This is a genomic window from Brevirhabdus pacifica (assembly GCF_002797755.1).
GTDB lineage: Bacteria > Pseudomonadota > Alphaproteobacteria > Rhodobacterales > Rhodobacteraceae > Brevirhabdus > Brevirhabdus pacifica.
Genome location: NZ_PGFI01000011.1, coordinates 299328 through 317157 on the forward strand (window position 1 = coordinate 299328; position 17830 = coordinate 317157).

The 17830-nt window shown below is 66.6% G+C and carries 18 protein-coding genes and 1 other RNA gene; 7 read left to right on the forward strand and 12 right to left on the reverse strand.

The genetic code is table 11. The features are described 5' to 3' along the window. Positions 1-19: 19 nt before the first annotated feature. A complete protein-coding gene (locus CLV77_RS01645) occupies positions 20-1381 on the reverse strand; it encodes a DUF2254 domain-containing protein (protein WP_076979549.1) in 1362 nt (453 codons plus the stop codon). Next, entirely contained in the window at positions 1378-2052 is a 675-nt protein-coding gene (locus tag CLV77_RS01650; RefSeq protein WP_076979548.1) for a ribonuclease T2 family protein, read from the reverse strand. The genes CLV77_RS01645 and CLV77_RS01650 overlap by 4 nt, the downstream gene beginning before the upstream one ends. Before the next feature lie 124 nt (positions 2053-2176). On the opposite strand from CLV77_RS01650, the gene CLV77_RS01655 reads away from it, so the two are divergent. Beyond that, positions 2177-2950, forward strand: coding sequence for a DUF1013 domain-containing protein (locus CLV77_RS01655; protein ID WP_076979547.1), 774 nt, complete (start codon positions 2177-2179; stop codon positions 2948-2950). Between the two features lie 122 nt (positions 2951-3072). On the opposite strand, the gene arsC is transcribed toward CLV77_RS01655, so the two are convergent. From arsC to CLV77_RS01670, 3 genes are read right to left on the reverse strand one after another with little or no spacing between them, the layout of a single operon-like run. Continuing rightward, positions 3073-3486: an arsenate reductase (glutaredoxin) gene (gene arsC, locus CLV77_RS01660; RefSeq protein ID WP_076979546.1), complete on the reverse strand. Its 414-nt coding sequence runs from the start codon at positions 3484-3486 to the stop codon at positions 3073-3075. A gap of 1 nt (position 3487) precedes the next feature. Beyond that, entirely contained in the window at positions 3488-4183 is a 696-nt protein-coding gene (locus CLV77_RS01665) for an aquaporin (protein ID WP_076979545.1), read from the reverse strand. After that, the gene (locus tag CLV77_RS01670) at positions 4180-4530 is read right to left on the reverse strand and encodes an ArsR/SmtB family transcription factor (RefSeq protein ID WP_076979544.1); all 351 of its coding nucleotides are present in this window, start codon (positions 4528-4530) and stop codon (positions 4180-4182) included. The genes CLV77_RS01665 and CLV77_RS01670 overlap by 4 nt, the downstream gene beginning before the upstream one ends. Before the next feature lie 160 nt (positions 4531-4690). Here CLV77_RS01670 and CLV77_RS01675 point away from each other — a divergent pair, with 160 nt between their 5' ends. Next, positions 4691-5542, forward strand: a complete 852-nt coding sequence (locus tag CLV77_RS01675) for a class I SAM-dependent methyltransferase (RefSeq protein ID WP_076979543.1) — start codon at positions 4691-4693, stop codon at positions 5540-5542. Between the two features lie 28 nt (positions 5543-5570). Here CLV77_RS01675 and recR read toward each other — a convergent pair whose 3' ends face one another. The 6 genes from recR to CLV77_RS01705 form a co-directional block, all read right to left on the reverse strand. Next, positions 5571-6173 (reverse strand): recombination mediator RecR, encoded by a 603-nt coding sequence (recR, locus tag CLV77_RS01680; RefSeq protein ID WP_076981048.1) that lies wholly within the window; start codon positions 6171-6173, stop codon positions 5571-5573. Positions 6174-6287: 114 nt separating this feature from the next. Continuing rightward, a complete protein-coding gene (locus CLV77_RS01685) occupies positions 6288-6641 on the reverse strand; it encodes a YbaB/EbfC family nucleoid-associated protein (RefSeq protein WP_076979542.1) in 354 nt (117 codons plus the stop codon). A gap of 12 nt (positions 6642-6653) precedes the next feature. Next, entirely contained in the window at positions 6654-8495 is a 1842-nt protein-coding gene (locus tag CLV77_RS01690; RefSeq protein ID WP_076979541.1) for a DNA polymerase III subunit gamma/tau, read from the reverse strand. Positions 8496-8605: 110 nt separating this feature from the next. Continuing rightward, positions 8606-9037 (reverse strand): YidH family protein, encoded by a 432-nt coding sequence (locus CLV77_RS01695; protein ID WP_083707741.1) that lies wholly within the window; start codon positions 9035-9037, stop codon positions 8606-8608. A gap of 89 nt (positions 9038-9126) precedes the next feature. After that, positions 9127-9224, reverse strand: an RNA gene (gene ffs, locus CLV77_RS01700) — signal recognition particle sRNA small type. Positions 9225-9296: 72 nt separating this feature from the next. After that, a complete protein-coding gene (locus tag CLV77_RS01705) occupies positions 9297-11390 on the reverse strand; it encodes a 5'-nucleotidase C-terminal domain-containing protein (RefSeq protein WP_076979540.1) in 2094 nt (697 codons plus the stop codon). Between the two features lie 181 nt (positions 11391-11571). Between CLV77_RS01705 and nudC the strand changes: the two genes are divergently transcribed. Both nudC and CLV77_RS01715 read left to right on the forward strand, forming a co-directional pair. Continuing rightward, positions 11572-12534, forward strand: a complete 963-nt coding sequence (gene nudC, locus CLV77_RS01710) for an NAD(+) diphosphatase (protein ID WP_076979539.1) — start codon at positions 11572-11574, stop codon at positions 12532-12534. Between the two features lie 66 nt (positions 12535-12600). Further along, positions 12601-13071 carry an SRPBCC family protein gene (locus CLV77_RS01715; RefSeq protein ID WP_076979538.1) on the forward strand — a complete coding sequence of 157 codons (471 nt, stop codon included), beginning with the start codon at positions 12601-12603 and terminating at the stop codon, positions 13069-13071. 4 nt (positions 13072-13075) lie between these two features. Here CLV77_RS01715 and CLV77_RS01720 read toward each other — a convergent pair whose 3' ends face one another. Next, a complete protein-coding gene (locus tag CLV77_RS01720; protein ID WP_076979537.1) occupies positions 13076-13909 on the reverse strand; it encodes a prephenate dehydratase in 834 nt (277 codons plus the stop codon). Positions 13910-14022: 113 nt separating this feature from the next. Here CLV77_RS01720 and CLV77_RS01725 point away from each other — a divergent pair, with 113 nt between their 5' ends. From CLV77_RS01725 to CLV77_RS01735, 3 genes are all read left to right on the forward strand, one after another. Next, positions 14023-14544, forward strand: a complete 522-nt coding sequence (locus tag CLV77_RS01725; protein WP_076979536.1) for a c-type cytochrome — start codon at positions 14023-14025, stop codon at positions 14542-14544. Positions 14545-14845: 301 nt separating this feature from the next. Then, positions 14846-16711: an extracellular solute-binding protein gene (locus CLV77_RS01730; protein ID WP_100053109.1), complete on the forward strand. Its 1866-nt coding sequence runs from the start codon at positions 14846-14848 to the stop codon at positions 16709-16711. 26 nt (positions 16712-16737) lie between these two features. Then, positions 16738-17826 (forward strand): microcin C ABC transporter permease YejB, encoded by a 1089-nt coding sequence (locus CLV77_RS01735; RefSeq protein WP_076979535.1) that lies wholly within the window; start codon positions 16738-16740, stop codon positions 17824-17826. Positions 17827-17830 lie beyond the last annotated feature (4 nt).

Below are 17830 nucleotides of genomic sequence, written 5' to 3' on the forward strand. Positions count from 1 at the left end.
TGGCCGGATCAGGCGCGGATCAGGCTTGGGGGTCAGTGTTGGGATCAACCTCGCATGGGTCGGCCCGGTCCGCCTGCTGTTCGTCGCCACGGCCTTTCGCCCCCGGGCCAACCCGCTGGCCCAGTGCGCCCAGTGCCTCGCGGATGGCCTCGCGATCCTCGGACATGAAATCCGACATGCCGGCCCTTTTCAGCAACAGCGTCGCCTGTTCTTCCAGGTGGGGGCGGGCGCGGGGATCGGCGATCTCGTCCAGTTGGCACAGCGCCCGCGCCAGGTGTGTCGCGAACAGCAGGTTGCTGCCCATGGCGTCGCGCAGGGGGGTGAAGGCCAGTTCCACCAGCTCTCCGACCGACGTGCCGGGCACGATCAGCCTCACCTGGCCGCCGGGGCCCGCCAAGTGCCGCCCGTCGCTCATCAAAGCCAGGGGCCGGCGCAGGGCCGAGGCAAGGCGGTTGAGGCATGCGATCGCCGTGAACGTGTCGTTGACGCCGGGCGACAGGCCGCGCAGGGCAATCTCGATCAGCAGCCGGATCGAGAAATCGACCGACTGGGCCTGGCTGCGCGACGAGGAGAGGGTGATCGCCTTCAGCATTGCCTCGGCGGTCTCGTCGGTCAGACGTGACTGTCCCTCGACCTCCAGCAGGGTGCCGCCCGCCAGCACGAACGCCCCGATGCCGACGCTGAACCGCAGGGTCAGGTCCCGCTCGGTCGCGATGGCGATCAGCCGCGCGATGTCCAGTTGGGTCAGGTAGCCGTCCTCGGGGGCAAGCAGCCGGCAGCGGGGGGCGTCGGGCATCCGGGGGGGCGGGAGCGCGCCGCGGTCCAGGATCTCCTCCATCTCGCCGGCCAGGGTGTGGCCGATGGCGCTGATCTCGTCGTCGATGGTCACGTTGGCGGCGACATGGCGCACGAAATAGATCAGCTGCACCACGCAGATCAGCGCCAGCAGCGCCGTCAGCATGGTCGTGACCTCGGGGACGAACTCGTCGTGGGTGGCGAAGAGCGCGTTGAGCGCGAAAAGGAAGGTGCCGCCGAAGATGCCGGCCGTAAGCTGGATCGTCAGCTCGGAGGTGAAGCGTTGCAGAAGGCGGGGTCCCACGTTGCCCGCCGCCAGAGTGAAGACGATCAGCGTCAGCGAATAGGCCAGCGACAGCGCGGTGATGGCGCCCGTGGCGACCGCCGCGTGGAAGGTGATGGCCGTGCCCGCAGGCGGGGCCAGCGACAGGGCGTGCCAGCCGTTGCGGTCCAGCACGACGTCCAGCCACACCGACAGCGCGCCAAGCGCCAGCAGCCCGGCCGCGATCAGGGCGGGCAGGGTGAAGAAGATCAGGAAGGGCCGGTGAATGCCGCGCTGCCCGCGAATTGCCTTGCGGCCCCTCATCGGATGCCATCCATCAGCGCGCCCTGCATCCGGCAGTCCCGCCGCGTGTCGGCGCCACAGCGGCGCAGGCCCAGGTCGCGGTCCATGCAGATGCGGACCTCCTGGATGCGGTCGGCCTTGCAGGTGACGGTGATCATGTCAGCGTCCATTCCGGGATTGGCTTGCAGGAACGCCTCCTCGACCACCGCTGCAGGCAGGCGCACGCTTTTGCGCAGCTTGCCGAAGACTTCGGGGACGGTGATCGCCCCGTAGGCCTCGCGGGCGGTATCGAAATAGGTGTCTGCCGCAAGGCCCGAGCATCGGCCATGCTTCTTCCACTGGTGCCAGGCCAGCCCCGAGGATCCCATGATGTCGGTCATCGCGGCGGTCATGCGCCGCGACGGATCCCGCGCCCCGGTGCGGCAATAGCTGGGCCAGCCCCGTTCGTTCTGGGGCCACAGACCGTGCAGGGTCCAGCCATAGTCATGGCGCGGATCGCATTGGTCGGCTTCGCGGGCGTCGCCTTCCACCGCGCACCAGTTGGGCGACCAGCTGAGGCTGAGGACGTAATAGTCGAAATCGCCAGCCCGTTCGCCTTCGGCAGCGGCAGGGGCGGCAAGCCCCGTGAGAAGGGCTGCGATCAGCGTCGTCACAAGGGCAAGGGCAGGAAGCAGCCGGGCGGCTGGGTGCATTTTCTCTTTCCTCCGGGTCGGGGGATCACTATATAGCCCACAGCTTCCCCGAAAACGAGGAATGGTTCCACCAAGGAGCCGCCGATTTCCCGGCACGGGGAAGATGTGTCAAAGGAGACGTTCGATGAACAAACCGATTATGGCGAAAGCGACGGCAGTCTGGCTGGTCGACAACACCACCCTGACCTTCCGGCAGATCGCGGAGTTCGTCGGCATGCATGAGCTGGAGGTTCAGGGCATCGCCGATGGCGACGTGGCCCAGGGCGTCAAGGGCTTCGATCCGGTGGCCAACAACCAGCTGGACCAGGCCGATATCGACAAGGCCGAGAAGAACCCGCTGATCAACCTGAAACTGAAGTTCAATGCCGCCGCCGTGGGCGAGGAAAAGCGCCGTGGCCCGCGCTATACCCCCCTCAGCAAGCGCCAGGACCGCCCGGCGTCGATCCTGTGGCTGGTCAAGTTCCACCCCGAGCTGACCGACGGCCAGATCAGCAAGCTGGTCGGCACCACCAAGCCGACGATCCAGGCCATCCGCGAGCGGACCCACTGGAACATCGCCAACATCCAGCCGATCGACCCGGTCGCGCTGGGCCTGTGCCGTCAGTCTGAACTGGACGCCGCCGTGCAGAAGGCCGCCGCCAAGCGGGCGCGCGATGGCGAGGTGATGACCGACGACGAACGGCGCAAGCTGGTCTCGACTGAGCAGTCGCTGGGCATGGACACCGAGCCCCGGATCCCGACCGCGATCTCGGGCCTCGAGACCTTCAGCCTGAGCGACAAGGAAGAGCCCGAGGAAGAGGATGACGATCCCCGCAAGGGCGGCGACATCGTCGATGCCGACAGCTTCTTCAACCTGCCGTCGGATCAGCCCGACCTGGACGACGAAGACGACAAGTGATCGCGCAGGGCCGGGTGAGCGCCCGGTCAGCCGCGCACCGGCCCTGAGGGGCAGGATCCAGGGCCCTCCGCAGAAATGCGGGGGGCCTTTTTTCTTTGCGGCGTCTTCCTGCGGGGACGACCTCAGGCCTTGGCGTCAAGGTCCAGCGGCTTGCCGTTCTCCTTCAGAAAATCGTCACCGGGGGCGCTGTCCAGCAAGTCCAGCACACGCTCGCACGGGCGGCAGAGGCGCACGCCCTTGGGGGTGCAGACGATGGGCCGGTTCACCAGCACCGGGTGGGCCAGCATCTGCTCGATCAGGGTCTCGTCGCTGACCGAGGGGTCCAGCAGGCCCAGCTCCTCGGCGGGGGATTTGCCGGTGCGCAGGGCATCGCGGGGGGGCATTCCGGCGGCGGCGAAAAGGGCCAGAAGCTGCGGCCGGGTCCAGCCGGTCTTCATGTATTCTACGACCTCGGGCTCGATGCCGCTGGCGCGGATGATGGCCAGGGTGTTTCGCGAGGTGCCGCAGCTTGGGTTGTGGTGGATGACGACCTGCATGTCAGTTTGCTCCGCTAGGGGTCGGGGCGGCCTGCCGCGCGGCATCGCGCAAAAGCCAGCCGCAGACCGCGACCGCGGCCATTGCGCCTGCGCCCTCGGCCAGAATGAAGAAGGGCACGTCCCTCGGCCTGATGCCGGCGAAGGTGTCCGAGAAGGCCCGTGCCACGGCCACCGCCGGGTTGGCGAAGGACGTGGACGAGGTGAACCAGTAGGCCGCCGTGATGTAAAGCCCGACCAGCCACGGCAAGGCCTCGGCGCGGAAGCGGGCGCCGGACAGGATCGTCGCCACCAGCCCAAAGGTCGCCACCCCCTCGGCCAGCCACTGGCCGGGCCCTGTGCGCACGGTCGCTGAGTATTGCACGATGGGAAGGTCGAACATGGCATGGGCCACGACCCCGCCCAGCAGCGCGCCCGCGACCTGCGCCATGATGTAGGGTACCAACTCGGTCCGGGGCAGGCCGCCGCCGATGGCCATCGCCAGCGAGATGGCGGGGTTGAAATGCGCCCCCGAAATCGGCCCTAGAATGGTGATCAGAACCACCAGTATCGCCCCTGTCGGCAGCGTATTGCCCAGCAGGGCCAGCGCCGTGTCATTGGTCAGGCCGGCCGCCATGATGCCGGACCCCACGACCGTGCCCAGCAGGAAGGCGGTGCCAAGGAACTCTGCCGCGAGGCGACGGCGCAGATCGAAGATCATGGGGTGGTCTCCGTCGCGGCGTCGCAGGCGATGGCGTCGATCACCGGCTGGCAAAGCGCCGGGCTGCCGCCGCAGCAATCCTTCATCAGGTATCCAAGCAGGCTGCGCATCCCCTCCAGATCGGCCTGATAGCGGATTTCGCGACCGTGACGATCGCGCCGCACCAGCCCGGCCCGCAGCAGCACCGCAAGATTCGCCGACATGGTGTTCTGTCGGGCATCGAGGGCCTGCGCGATCTCGCCCGCCGGCATGCCCTCGGGGCCGGCCTGAACAAGCAGGCGGAAGGCGGCAAGGCGGCTTTCCTGTCCAAGGGCGGCAAAGGCGGTGATGGCGCGATTCATATCCATGAATCATGGATTATGGATATATGTTATTCCGGTCAAGCCCTCCGTCGTCCTCCCGCCATCCTCCCGTCGTCCTGCAATCGGACCAATGCGGCCCAACTCAGACCACAAAGCCCGGCAAGATCCTGCGTGTGTGTGAGTATGATTAACGAGGCCCGATCCGATGAACATCCGCGTGAATGAACCCGTCTCCGTCCCGTCCGAACTGCGCGTGCTGGAACGCCGCCTGCATCTGGAGAAGACCAAGGCGGATCACATGGACCTCTTCGGAGAGGAGCCCCCGGCCGAGCTGCTCACCCCCTACCGGCTGGGCGCCGAGTCGCTTTCCCGCAGCGCCCTGCTTCAGAAGAAATACACCGACCGCGCCCGCAACATATCCCGCTGCTGGAACCGTACGCAGCTGTTCCTGCCCGAGCTTCTGCTGCCCGGCGCACCGCAGCGGGTGCTGGAGATGTCGACCGCCCACGGCGCCATGCTGGAGATCCTGCGCCACTATGGCCATGACGTGACCGGCAATGATTACGCCAACATGATGAAAAGCCGCGGCGGCCGCGACAGCAGCTATTTCCGCAAGGTGAACGACGAAGGGTTCGCCCGTTTCCGTGACGACTACGGCAACCGGCTGGACCCCGAGGCCGATGACGCGCCCGACTGGCCCTATCGCCACATCACCAACGCGATAAACCTGCCGATGGAGATCTTCGACGCGGGCGTCACCCCCTATCCGCTGGTCGACAAGTCCTTCGACGTGCTGATCTGCTTTCAGGCGATCGAGCATTATTGCCGCCCCTCGGGCTGGGCCGCCGTGCTGGACGAGTTCTGTCGGATCACGCGCAAGACCATCGTTGTCGTCCCGAACCCGCTTACCGAAGGCTTGCAGGCCGATCCCGACTACTCCGCCGAGTATCGCCAGGTCATGCTGGATCTGCGGCGGTTCGACCGGAACGGGTTCCGCTGCACCTCGGTTCACATGCACTGGTCCCAGCCCAGCGGCTTCAAGCTGACGGCTGTCTGAGACCGCTCGCGACCCAGAATTTTTTGGCTCAGAATTTGCGGCGGGCTTTCAGCGCGGCGGTGATCGTGCCGTCGTCCAGATAATCCAGCTCTCCGCCGATGGGCACGCCCTGGGCAAGCGAGGTGACCTCGACCCCCTCGCCCAATTGCTCGGCGATGTAGAAGGCGGTGGTCTGCCCGTCCACGGTGGCGTTGAGGGCCAGCACCACCTCGGAGACATGTTCGCTGACCACCCGGTCCAGCAGCTTGGGAATGCGCAATTCCTCGGGCCCGATGTCATCCAGCGCCGAGAGGGTGCCCCCCAGTACGTGGTAACGGCCCTTGAAGACGCCCGAGCGTTCCATGGCCCAAAGATCGGCGACATCGCCCACGACACAGATTTGGCCGTTGGCGCGGGCGTTGTTCTGGCAGATGGGGCAGAGGTCGGCGGTGCCGATATTGCCACAGTTCAGGCATTCGCGCGCGGTGTCGGCGACGGTGCGCATCGCCTCGGCCAAGGGGGCAAGCTGCCGGCCCCGGTGCTTGACCAGGTGCAGCACGGCCCGCCGGGCCGAGCGCGGGCCAAGCCCGGGCAGCCGCGCCATCAGGTCGATCAGCGCATCGATGGCGCCGGTATCGGTGGCGGCCCCCATCCGGTCGGGCTCCGGCGACGCGGGGGCGCCGCCGGTCCCGTTATCGGGATCCTCGTCGATCATCGCGGACCTCGGGTCATCTGGGGCATCCGGCGCGCTTCAGCCTCCGGTTCCTCAGAAGGGCAGCTTCATGTCGGCCGGAAGACCCATGGCCTCGGTGATCTTGGCCATCTCTTCCTGCGACTTGTCCTTGGCCTTCTGCTGCGCGTCCTTGATCGCGGCCAGGATCAGATCCTCGACCACTTCGCGGTTCTCGGCATTGAAGAGCGAGGGGTCAATCTCCAGCCCCGTCAGCTCGCCCTTGGCCGTGGCCGTCGCCTTGACCATGCTGGCGCCGGCCTCGCCGGTGACGGTGGTCGCGGCCAGTTCTTCCTGCAGCTCGGTCATCCGGGTCTGCATCTCCTGCGCGGCTTTCATCATCTTGGTCATGTCGCCAAGACCACCCAATCCGCCAAGTCCTTTCAGCATCTCATGCTACTCCTATGTTTCTTCGAAGGGGTCCCATTCGTCGTCCACCTCGGGCAGGGCCTGGATCGCGGCCTCGGCCTGGATGGTCTCGAAGGGGATTACGTTGGAAATCTTCGCCCCGGGAAAGGCGTCCATCACGGCCTGCACCAGCGGGTGCTTGGCGGCCTCTCGCTCCATCGCCAGGCGCTCGGCGTCGCGGCCCTCGGCGATGGTCTCGCCTCCGCCCTCGGCGGTGACGCTGACGGCCCAGCGGGCGCCCGTCCAGCCCTGAAGCCGCTGGCCAAGGCGTTGGGCCAGATCGCGAGGGGCGCGGTCATCGGGCTGAAACTCGATGCGGCCGGGCTGGTAGGACACCAGCCGCAGCGTGGTCTCGACCTCGACCAGAAGTTTCACGTCCCGGTTCTGACGGATCAGTTCGACCACTGACTGGAAGGTGGCAAAGCGGGCAAGGGCTGTTTGCTGAGAGGGGGCGGCGGCGGTTGCGGGGATGGCGCTGCCGGATCCACCGCCAGCCGTAACGGGGGCCGAGCCGCTGGCCTGTGGCGTGCCGGGGGGCGGGGTGTGGGTGGGCACGTGCCCCGAGCCCTGCTGCGACCCGCCCTGATGCCCACTTTGGCCGCCGGCCGAGGGGCCGGGCGCACCGGCGCCACCGCCAGGGGCCGAAAACGCACCGGCGGGCGGCGCGGCGGGCGTGTCCTGAAGCCTGCGGATCAATTCCTCGGGCGAAGGCAGGGTCGAGACATGGGTCAGCCGGATCACCGCCATCTCGGCGGCCATCATGGCGTTGGGTGCGGCCGAGACCTCCTCGAGCGCCTTCAGCAGCATCTGCCACATGCGCGTCATCGCCCGCATCGGCAGACGCTGGGCCAGGCCTTGGCCGCGCGCGCGCTCGTCGGGGCCGACGGTGGGATCCTCCGCCGCCTCGGGGGTGATCTTGATGACCGAGATCCAATGGGTGATCTCGGCCAGATCGCGCAGCACCGCCAGCGGGTCGGCCCCGTCGGAATACTGTGCCGACAGCTCGTTCAGCGCACCCGCCGCGTCGCCGGCCATCACCAGCTCGTAAAGGTCCAGCACCCGGCCCCGGTCAGCCAGACCCAGCATGGCGCGCACCTGATCGGCGGTGGTCTCGCCCGCGCCGTGGCTGATGGCCTGATCCAGAAGGCTCATGGCGTCGCGCACCGATCCCTCGGCGGCGCGGGTGATCAGCGCCAGCGCGTCGTCGTTGATCTGGGCGCTTTCCTTGCCGGCGATGGATTGTAGATGGGCGATCATCACCTCGGGCTCGATCCGGCGCAGGTCGAAGCGCTGACAGCGCGACAGCACGGTGACGGGCACCTTGCGGATCTCGGTGGTGGCGAAGATGAACTTCACGTGGGCGGGGGGTTCTTCCAGCGTCTTCAGCAGCGCGTTGAACGCGCTGTTGGACAGCATGTGAACCTCGTCGATGATGTAGATCTTGTAGCGGGCGCTGGCGGCCCGGTAATGCACGCTGTCGATGATCTCGCGGATGTCGCCGACGCCGGTGCGGCTGGCGGCGTCCATCTCCATCACGTCGACGTGGCGCCCCTCGGCGATGGCGACGCAATGCTCGCAGGTGCCGCAGGGATCGGTCGTGGGGCCGCCCTCGCCATCGGTGCCGACACAGTTCATGCCCTTGGCGATGATCCGCGCCGTCGTCGTTTTGCCGGTGCCCCGGATGCCGGTCAGGATGAAGGCCTGGGCGATGCGGTCGGCGGCAAAGGCGTTGCGCAGGGTGCGCACCATCGCGTCCTGTCCGATCAGGTCAGCGAATGTGGCGGGCCGGTATTTGCGGGCCAGAACCTGGTAGCCGGTGTCGGGAGAGTCGCTCATGAAACCTCGGTGCATGTCGGTCCGCACAAACCTAAGGCCAGCAGGGGGCAAGGTCCACCGCTAGTCTGTGCGCGGGGTGCATGACATGGGGGCGCGTGCGGGGTGTCGGATCAGAGCAGCCACAGCACGACGCCCACCGCGACCGCGCCCACGGACAGGCCGTTGGCAAGAAAGGTGATGCGGCTGCTGTCGAGGGGTCGGGCAGTATGACGTTCCATCCGGCCGAGGGTGCGGCAGGCCTCGCGCCGGGCGACCCAGAAGACCACGATCGCGAGCGCAATGAAGATCGTCGCCACCAGCTTGGCGACCCATGTGGGATCGAAGGCGCCGAAGACGGCCCGCAGGCCGATGGCCACCGCAAGGGATGCCATGCCCGTGCGCAGCCAGCCCGCGAAGGTGCGTTCATTGGCCAGCAGGGTGCGGTCCTCGGCCCAGAACGTGCGCTTCTCGGCCAGGCTTGGGCCGCGCTCGGCCTCGTCAACGGGCGGCTCTTGCACGCGGCGATCGTCGGGCGCATCGGTCTGGGTCCGGGCATCGTCCATGCCATGGTTGTAGGGCAGAGGGGCGCGGTGCCAAGGCCCGAGGGGCGGGGCGGCAGGTGGGACCGGCTTCACGACGCGATGTGTGGGAAAGGTGAGAGGCTGGACACGACCCGAGCAAAACTTGTTGCGGCTGCTTCCTTCCGGACCTGACCGGGTTGGCAAGGCGCCCGCCCGCGCCAACCTCTCACCCCGGCATATATGCGCTGAGCGGGCGGGGCGCAAGACGCCAGCAGCCCCGCGGGTGCCAATCCGGGCAGGCCTAGAGGTTCACGCGCAGCAGGGCAAAACCGTCAGGCCGGTCGCCCAGATCCTCGACCCCCAGCACTTCCAGCATGTCCGTGCATTCGCGCGCCCGGGGCGCGGTCGCGAAGCTGACGCTGGTCCCCGGCATCGGGCAGAAGCCCCAGCGCCGGGGCTGGGGCGGCGGGCTTGAGGGTTCGCGGGCCAAGTGGGCGACAAGCACGTCGCGCATCGCCGGATCCGACAGCTCATCCGGGGCGCGCAGGTCGATCCGGGGCACGGGCTTGCCGCCCGCCAGACGCCGCGCCGCCTGCAAACGGTTGATGCGATAGTCGCTGGCCGCGACGATGAAACGCTGCTCCGGCTCGACCGGTTGGCCTGCCAGCCGGAGGCCCCGGATGCGGTGGCTCAACGGGTCCGCAAACTGGAAGGCGGCGTCGTAGCGGGCCGGGCGCGCAAGGTCCACGCGGAACTCCAGCGGCCAGACCATCTCGAAATTGTAACCAGGAAACCTCTCGCGCAGGAGGGGATGGTCGCGGGCGCCGTGGGGCACCTGGTTGTAGGCACTGACCGCGCATTCCAGCCATTCCAGCACTTGCCGGCCCGTCAGGCTCACCGCGCTCAGGCGATTAGGAAAGGGGTAGATGTCGGCGATGTTGCGCAAGGTAAGTTCGCCCGGGGCGATGTCGGTGTAATTGTCGGGCCCGGCCAGCCCGCCGGTGCGGAAGGGGGCGGCCGCCGCGAGCACGATCGCCCCTTCGTCGGGGCCGCCGCGCAAATGCTCCTCGACGAATGCCTGCTGGGCCCGGGCCACCAGGCAGGACACCGGATCAGGCATCAGCCGCGCGAAGAAGCTGTGAAGCCGGCGGTGGCTGTATCCGACCTTGCGGCGGATGTGCTTGATGACGCTGCGGTGGTCGGGTTCGACCTTGGCCAACACCCGTTCGCAGCTTTCCACGGTGGGAGAGACTTCGCCCGTCGGGCCGACCGAGAAGATCGCCGCCACCTCGGACCGGTGATCGGCGACGTGCCAGCCCCTCTCGGTGCGTGCCAGCGTCAGATCGATGATCCCCAGGTGCGACCCGTTCGAGCCGGGTTGCACCGCGGGCTTGCCGAAAAGGGTGCCGTTGACGGGGTCGATGGCAGAGCGGACGGGCGCGTCGTCCGGGGCCTCGGCGCGGTAGCCGCGCGCCTCGACGGGCCCGGCCCCCGCTACTCCGGCAAGCGCGTGCAGACCCAGGACCCTCTCTCCTTGCCCGTCCCCGGCGGTCGCATCCTCGTTGACCGCGTGGGGCGGGAAAAGCTGGTGGGAATGGCCGGCCAGCACCACGTCGATCCCGTCCAGCGCGGCCAGTGCAGCCGCCGCGTTCTCGGCGCCCCGGTCTGGGCAGGCCTCGCCCAGGCCCGAATGGCAGAGAGCAATCACTATGTCTGCGCCCGCCGCGCGCAGCTCGGGCAGCCATTTGCGGGCGGATGCGACGATGTCCTGCACGATTATGCTGTCGCCCAGGTGGGACTCCCACACGGCGGTCTGCGGCGGCAGGAAGCCAAGCACGCCGAAGGTAAGCTGCCGGGTTCGACCCTCGGTGTCCTGCACCTGCCGGGGCAGAAGCAGGTAGGGGGCGAACTGTGCGGGCACGTCGCCCGGAAGGGGGGGCGCCATGGCGGACGCGCCGTCGGGGGCGTGCCGATGTTCGAGGTTGCTGACGGCGACGGGGTGACGCGCCCCGCGCAGCACCTGCTGAAGATGCCTCAGCCCGTAGCTGAAGTCATGGTTGCCGATGGTGGCCGCGTCATACCCCATCTCGTTCAGGGCCTTGATCATCGGATGGATCGCGGGGCCCAGGCCTTGCCGCCGGGCGGTGGCATCCAGATCGCCCATCACAGTTCCCTGCAACAGGTCGCCTACGTCGAAAAGCAGATGGTTGGCCGCCGTGCTGCGCCGTGCCCGGATCAGCGAGGCCGTCCGCGCGAAGCCGACCCGGTGGTTGGGACGGTCAGCGGTATAGTCATAGGGCAGGATATGCATGTGCAGATCGGCCGTCGCCATGATCCGTAGGTGCACGTGAAAAGGGGAATTGGCGAAAGACTGGAAATCATGCTCGGACTTCATCGACAGGTCCCGAATTGGCAGAGGGCCTTTTGGCCGCTAGAAGATGAGCTGAAATGTGTATACACGTTATGGTTGTTTTTACATGTGTGAAACAACCGATGCGTTAGGTCAACTGTCTTTGTGCAGCGGGCCCATCGCCAATGACCGCCATGGATTACCGGGCGTCGACGGAGGCAGGGACATGAAGATCGCCGAAAGCGTCACCTTCGGAGGGGCGGGGCTGGACCGGTCCGGCATGGCACGGCGCGACCCCGAGGGGGTGGCCGCCCTGCAGCGCGACCCCTCCACCCGCTTTCTGGCCCTGTGGCGGGGCAAGCCGCTGATCGATGCGCAGCGCCGGGACCGGCTGATCTGGCTGGAGGGGGGCGATCCGCTGCTGGAGGGGGCGCCGGTCGTCTTCCTGTGCCACGCTGGCGGGACGGCCCGCTTTGCCGCCGACGTCTCGGCCTGGACCCCCGCCGAGGCCGACAAGCCGGAGGGCGCAGCCTTCTTCGACGCCAGCGAACAGCCCGCCCCGGGACAGCCCGGGGATCACCGCTTCGTCGAGTTGCGGGGCGTGATGGCCGGCCTTTCGGCCGCCGAGGCCGAGATGGTCGCGACGGGCAAGTCGGTTCTGGACTGGCACAACAGCCACCGCTTCTGTTCGACCTGCGGCGCCCAGAGCCGCGCCACCTCGGGCGGCTGGCAGCGCGATTGCGACGCCTGCGGGCGGCATCACTTCCCGCGCTGCGACCCGGTCGTCATCATGCTGGTGCGCCATGGCAACGACGTGCTGCTCGGCCGTTCCCACCATTGGCCCGAGGGGATGTATTCGCTTCTGGCCGGCTTCGTGGAGCCGGGCGAGACGATCGAGGCCGCCGTGCGCCGCGAGGTCGCCGAGGAGACCGGCGTCAAGGTTGGCGAAGTCGGCTACCTTGCCAGCCAGCCCTGGCCTTACCCTTCTTCGCTGATGATCGGCTGTCACGGCCGCGCCGAAAGCCGCGATCTGCGCATCGACCCGGTCGAGATTGATGACGCGCTCTGGCTCTCGCGCGAGGAGGTGATGGACGTTTTCGCCGGGCGGCGCCGGGACATCGCCCCCGCCCGTCACGGGTCGATCGCACGGTTCCTACTGTGGAACTGGCTTGCGGATCGGCTGGATTGACGGAAGACTGCGCCCGTTCCTGACCCCGCCGAAGCTGGCGGACCCCAACTGACAAGGCCCTCTTGAATGCAATTCTCCACCAAAGAAGATGTCGACGCCCCGATCGAATACGTCTTCGCGCAACTCAGCGATTTCGACGGGTTCGAGCGTGCCGCGCTTCGCCGGGGCGCCGATGTCCAGCGGATCACCGGCGATGGCCGGCCCCAGGTGGGCACGAAATGGCGGGGCCGGGCCGATTTCCGGGGCAAGGAGCGCAAGTTCGAGGCAGAGCTGGTGAAATGCGAGGCCCCGACCGAGTTGCAGCTTAGCGGACAGTCGGACGGGTTCGACTTTTCGGTGGTGGCCGAACTGGTGGCGCTGTCGCCCAACCGCACCCGTATGCGGATCGCGATCGAGCTGAAGCCCCGGATTCTGTCGGCCCGCCTGGTGATGCAGTCCGCGCGCCTGGCCAAGCACACGCTGACCAAGCGTTACAAGGAGCGCATCCGCGCCTTTGCCACCGACCTGAACGGGCGCTACGGCCGACCGACCGCCTAGGCGATCAGCGGCGGTTGGGATCCGAGGGGTAGACGCCCAGGATCGTCTGCTCGGAGCAGAAATAGGCCAGCTCGTCCAGCGCCAGCTTGACGTTGGCATCCTCGGGGTGGCCCTCGATATCGGCGTAGAACTGGGTCGCCGAGAACGAGCCGCCCACCATGTAGCTTTCGAGCTTGGTCATGTTGACGCCATTGGTGGCAAAGCCGCCCATCGCCTTGTAAAGCGCGGCCGGGATGTTGCGCACCTTGAACACGAACGAGGTCATCATCGGCCCGTCGCCGCGCCGGGTGGTGTCGGCCTCGCGCGCCATGATGAGGAAGCGGGTGGTGTTCTTGTCGTGATCCTCAATGTGGCGGGCCAGGACCTCCAGCCCGTAGATCTCGCCCGCCAGCTCCGAGGCCAGCGCCGCGACCTCGGGGCGCCCGTCGCGGGCCACGGCCTGGGCCGAGCCCGCCGTGTCGGCGCCGGTCACCCGTTCGATGCCGTGTTGCGCCAGGAAATCCCGGCACTGGCCCAGCAGGACCGGGTGGCTCATGGCGCGGCGCACGCCGGACAGCGGGGTGCCGGGAACTGCAAGCAGGTTGATGTGCACGCGAACGAATGCCTCGTCGACGATGTGCAGGCCGGATTCGGGCAGCAGGTGGTGGATATCGGCCACCCGGCCGTATGTCGAGTTTTCGACCGGCAGCATCGCCAGATCCGCCTCCCCCTGGCGCACGGCGTCGATCACGTCCTCGAACGTGCGGCAGGGAAGCACCTCGTGACCGGGCCGGGCATCGCGGCAAGCCTGGTGGGAATAGGCCCCAAGCTCGCCCTGGAAGGCAATTCTGTCAGTCATATTTCAAGAACATTCCGCGCAAACAGGTTTGATCGCGCTAACTACACCTTGCGATGCCCGAGGGGAAGGCGGTAGATAGCCACGCAAATTGGCTTTCTGAAGCGGGATCTCTCATGTTTGACACTATGACGCTGACCAAGATCATCGGGGCGGGCTGCGGCGCGCTGCTTGTTTTTCTTCTGGGGAACTGGGCAGCGGAACTGATTTACGAGCCTGCGGGCGGGCATGAGGGCGAAAACGCTTCCTACGTGATCGAAGTTGCCGACGCCGGCGGTGAAGGCGGTGGCGAAGCAGCCGAGGAAGTCGACTTTGCCGCGGTCCTGGCAGCAGCCGATCCCGGCAAGGGCGAGCGGGTCTTCTCCAAGTGCAAGGCCTGCCACAAGCTTGAGGACGGCGCGAACGGCACCGGTCCGCATCTTTACGGCGTCGTCGACCGCGAAGTCGGCTCGGTTCCCGGCTTCTCCTACTCGGGCGCGCTGAAGGCGGTGGCCGATGTCTGGTCGCCCGAGCATCTGGACGGTTTCCTCAAGAACCCCAAGGGCTATGCCCCCGGCACCAAGATGGGCTTTTCGGGCCTCAAGGATGTCGAGGATCGCGCCAACCTGATCGCCTACCTCGGCACCATCGGCGGCTGACGCGCCGCTCACTCTGGCGCGGGGCCGGAAGGCCTGCCACGACAGTTTCCAAAGGCCGCCCCCGGGGCGGCCTTTTTCGTGTCCGCAGCCGCGTTCCCGAAATTCCGCCGCCCGCCGGCAAAAACGCAATTGTTGATTTGCTTTCCCGAAGTTTACCTTACTCTTGTCCTGATGCCGCCCCGGCGCGGCCCCCGGATCCACAGAGGAGGAGCGGATGCGACAGCCCGACCACATGCAGACCACGCGGCGTGCGGACGCCGCCGTCCTGACGGCGACCCGGGACGGGGGCGCCGGTGCCCACATGGCCCGGATCGGGGCATTGATCGGCACGCTCTTCGTGATGTTGCTGGTGCTGGCGCTGGGCACGGGGCTGGCACGGGCGGAAAGCCACATGAAGGTGGCGCACGGCATCTCGACCTACGGGGAGCTGAAATATCCTGCGGACTTCAAGCATCTCGACTACGTGAACCCCGAGGCCCCGAAGGGCGGCGAGATCTCGCAATGGGCGTTTGGCGAGTTCGACTCGATGCATCCCTACACGCTGAAGGGCCGGGCCGGGCGGCTGTCGTCGATCTTCTTCGAAAGCCTGCTGACCGGCACCGCCGACGAGATCGGCAGCTACTACGGCCTGCTGGCCGAAAGCCTGGAATTCCCCGAGGACCGCAGCGAGGTGATCTTCAACCTGCGCCCCGAGGCCCAGTTCTCGGACGGCACGCCGGTGACGGCCGACGATGTCCTCTTCTCGTTCGAGATCCTGCGTGACAAGGGGCTGCCCAGCTTCCGCGCGCAACTGTCCAAGAAGGTCGAGACGGTCGAGGTCCTTGGCCCGCAGCGCATCCGCTACGTGTTCAAGACCGACATCCCTACTCGCGACCTGCCGATGGACGTGGGCTCGCTACCGGTCTTCTCGCGCAAGTTCTACGAGGAGAACGACCGCGATTTCGAGGAAGACAGTTTCGAGCCGCTGCTGGGATCGGGCCCCTACGTGCTGGGCGATGTGGACCGGGGCAAATCCATCGTCTACGAGCGTAACCCCGATTACTGGGGCGCCGATCTGCCGATCAATATCGGACAGAACAATTTCGACCGGATCAAGATCCTCTACTTCGGCGACTACAACACCGCTTTCGAGGGGTTCAAGGCCGGTGCCTACACCTTCCGCGACGAAGCCTCGTCGAAGATCTGGGCGACTTCCTACGACTTTCCGGCGCTGGAAAAGGGCTGGGTCGTCAAGGCCGAGATCCCCCATGGCATCAAGGCCCCGGGCCAGTCCTTCGTCTTCAACCTGCGCCGCGAGAAGTTCCAGGATCCCCGCGTGCGCGAGGCGATCGGGTTGATGTTCAACTTCCAATGGTCGAACGAGACGCTGTTCTACGGCATCTACGAGCGGTCGAGCAGCTTCTGGGCGAACTCCGACCTGGCGGCCGAGGCCCCCATGAGCGAGCGTGAGCGCAACCTGCTGGAACCCCTGGCCGACATCCTGCCCGAAGGCGCGATGGATGACGAACCCTTCTCCTATCCCAACGGCAGCGACCGGCAGGTGGATCGCAAGATGCTGCGCCGCGCCGGCCAGCTTCTGGAAGAGGCCGGCTGGATCGTGGGCGACGACGGCATGCGCCGCAACGCCAAGGGCGACACCCTGAAGGTCGAATTCCTGAACGACAGCCAGACATTCGACCGGGTGCTGAACCCCTATGTCGAGAACCTGCGCCGGCTGGGCGTGGATGCGGTGCACAACCGGATCGACAACGCCCAGATGGAAAGCCGCACCCGGCCGCCCAACTATGATTTCGACATCATCACAGACTTCCTCCAGACCTCGTACATTCCGGGCACCGAGCTGCGCCAGTATTACGGGTCCGAGACCGCCGACAGCTCGGTCTTCAACAAGGCGGGGCTGAAGTCCGAGGCGGTCGACAAGCTGATCGACCTGCTCATCGCCGCCGAGACCGAGGATGAGATGCGCGCCCGCATCAAGGCGCTGGACCGGGTGCTGCGGGCCGAGAAATTCTCGATCCCGCAGTGGTACAAGGGCGCGTTCACGGTTGCCTATTACGACATGTACCGTCATCCCGAAGCTCTGCCGCCCTATGCGCTGGGCGAGCTGAGCTTCTGGTGGTACGACAAGGAACGCGCACAAGAGCTGAAAGCCGCAGGCGCGTTCTGAGGCAGGCGGGAAACGGGAAGATCTGAATGGGTGCCTATATCCTCCGGCGACTGGCCCTCGTCATCCCGACGTTGATCGGGATCATGATCGTCAACTTCACACTGACCCAGTTCGTGCCCGGCGGCCCGATCGAGCAGATCCTTGCCCAGATGGAGGGCGAGGGGAACGTCTTTCAGGGCTTTGCCGGGGGCGGCGATGCGGGCGGTGGCGCCAACGCCATCGGCGGCGACGACCGCTATCAGGGCGCACGCGGCCTGCCGCCCGAGTTCATCGCCGATCTGGAAAAGCAGTTCGGCTTCGACAAGCCGCCGCTGCAACGCTTCTTCGAGATGATGTGGAACTACCTGCGCTTCGATTTCGGCGAAAGCTACTTCCGCTCGATCAGCGTCATCGATCTGGTGCTGGAAAAGATGCCGGTCTCGATCACGCTGGGGCTCTGGTCGACGCTGATCGCCTATGTGGTCTCGATCCCGCTGGGGGTGCGCAAGGCGGTCCGCGACGGGTCGAAATTCGACAGCTGGACCTCGGGGCTGATCATCGTGGCCTATGCGATCCCCGCGTTTCTTTTCGCTATCATGCTGCTGGTGCTGTTCGCCGGCGGCTCCTACTGGAAGATCTTCCCGCTAAGGGGCCTCGTCTCGGACAATTGGGAAGAGCTGAGCCTGCTGGGCCAGATCGCCGACTATTTCTGGCACATCGCGCTGCCGGTGCTGGCGACCTCGATCTCGGGGTTCGCCACGCTGACGCTGCTGACCAAGAACTCGTTTCTGGACGAGATCAAGAAGCAATACGTCGTCACCGCCAAGGCCAAGGGCCTGAGCGAGCGCAAGGTGCTTTACGGCCATGTCTTCCGCAACGCGATGCTGATCGTGATCGCGGGCTTTCCGGCCATGTTCATCGGCATCCTCTTTTCATCCTCGTTGCTGATCGAGACGATCTTCTCGCTGGACGGGCTGGGCCGGCTGGGGTTCGAGGCCGCGCTGGCACGCGATTACCCGGTGCTGTTCGGCACGCTCTACATCTTCGGGCTGATGGGGCTGGTGATCGGCATCCTGTCGGACCTGATGTATGTGCTGGTCGATCCCCGCATCGATTTCGAAAGCCGGGAGACCTGATCGC

Coding starts and splice junctions, on each gene's coding strand:
- CLV77_RS01645 (WP_076979549.1), bottom strand. CDS start 1,381: ATGAGGGGCCGCAAGGCAATTCGCGGGCAGCGCGGCATTCACCGGCCC.
- CLV77_RS01650 (WP_076979548.1), bottom strand. CDS start 2,052: ATGCACCCAGCCGCCCGGCTGCTTCCTGCCCTTGCCCTTGTGACGACG.
- CLV77_RS01655 (WP_076979547.1), top strand. CDS start 2,177: ATGAACAAACCGATTATGGCGAAAGCGACGGCAGTCTGGCTGGTCGAC.
- arsC (WP_076979546.1), bottom strand. CDS start 3,486: ATGCAGGTCGTCATCCACCACAACCCAAGCTGCGGCACCTCGCGAAAC.
- CLV77_RS01665 (WP_076979545.1), bottom strand. CDS start 4,183: ATGATCTTCGATCTGCGCCGTCGCCTCGCGGCAGAGTTCCTTGGCACC.
- CLV77_RS01670 (WP_076979544.1), bottom strand. CDS start 4,530: ATGGATATGAATCGCGCCATCACCGCCTTTGCCGCCCTTGGACAGGAA.
- CLV77_RS01675 (WP_076979543.1), top strand. CDS start 4,691: ATGAACATCCGCGTGAATGAACCCGTCTCCGTCCCGTCCGAACTGCGC.
- recR (WP_076981048.1), bottom strand. CDS start 6,173: ATGGGGGCCGCCACCGATACCGGCGCCATCGATGCGCTGATCGACCTG.
- CLV77_RS01685 (WP_076979542.1), bottom strand. CDS start 6,641: ATGCTGAAAGGACTTGGCGGATTGGGTGGTCTTGGCGACATGACCAAG.
- CLV77_RS01690 (WP_076979541.1), bottom strand. CDS start 8,495: ATGAGCGACTCTCCCGACACCGGCTACCAGGTTCTGGCCCGCAAATAC.
- CLV77_RS01695 (WP_083707741.1), bottom strand. CDS start 9,037: ATGGACGATGCCCGGACCCAGACCGATGCGCCCGACGATCGCCGCGTG.
- CLV77_RS01705 (WP_076979540.1), bottom strand. CDS start 11,390: ATGAAGTCCGAGCATGATTTCCAGTCTTTCGCCAATTCCCCTTTTCAC.
- nudC (WP_076979539.1), top strand. CDS start 11,572: ATGAAGATCGCCGAAAGCGTCACCTTCGGAGGGGCGGGGCTGGACCGG.
- CLV77_RS01715 (WP_076979538.1), top strand. CDS start 12,601: ATGCAATTCTCCACCAAAGAAGATGTCGACGCCCCGATCGAATACGTC.
- CLV77_RS01720 (WP_076979537.1), bottom strand. CDS start 13,909: ATGACTGACAGAATTGCCTTCCAGGGCGAGCTTGGGGCCTATTCCCAC.
- CLV77_RS01725 (WP_076979536.1), top strand. CDS start 14,023: ATGTTTGACACTATGACGCTGACCAAGATCATCGGGGCGGGCTGCGGC.
- CLV77_RS01730 (WP_100053109.1), top strand. CDS start 14,846: ATGGCCCGGATCGGGGCATTGATCGGCACGCTCTTCGTGATGTTGCTG.
- CLV77_RS01735 (WP_076979535.1), top strand. CDS start 16,738: ATGGGTGCCTATATCCTCCGGCGACTGGCCCTCGTCATCCCGACGTTG.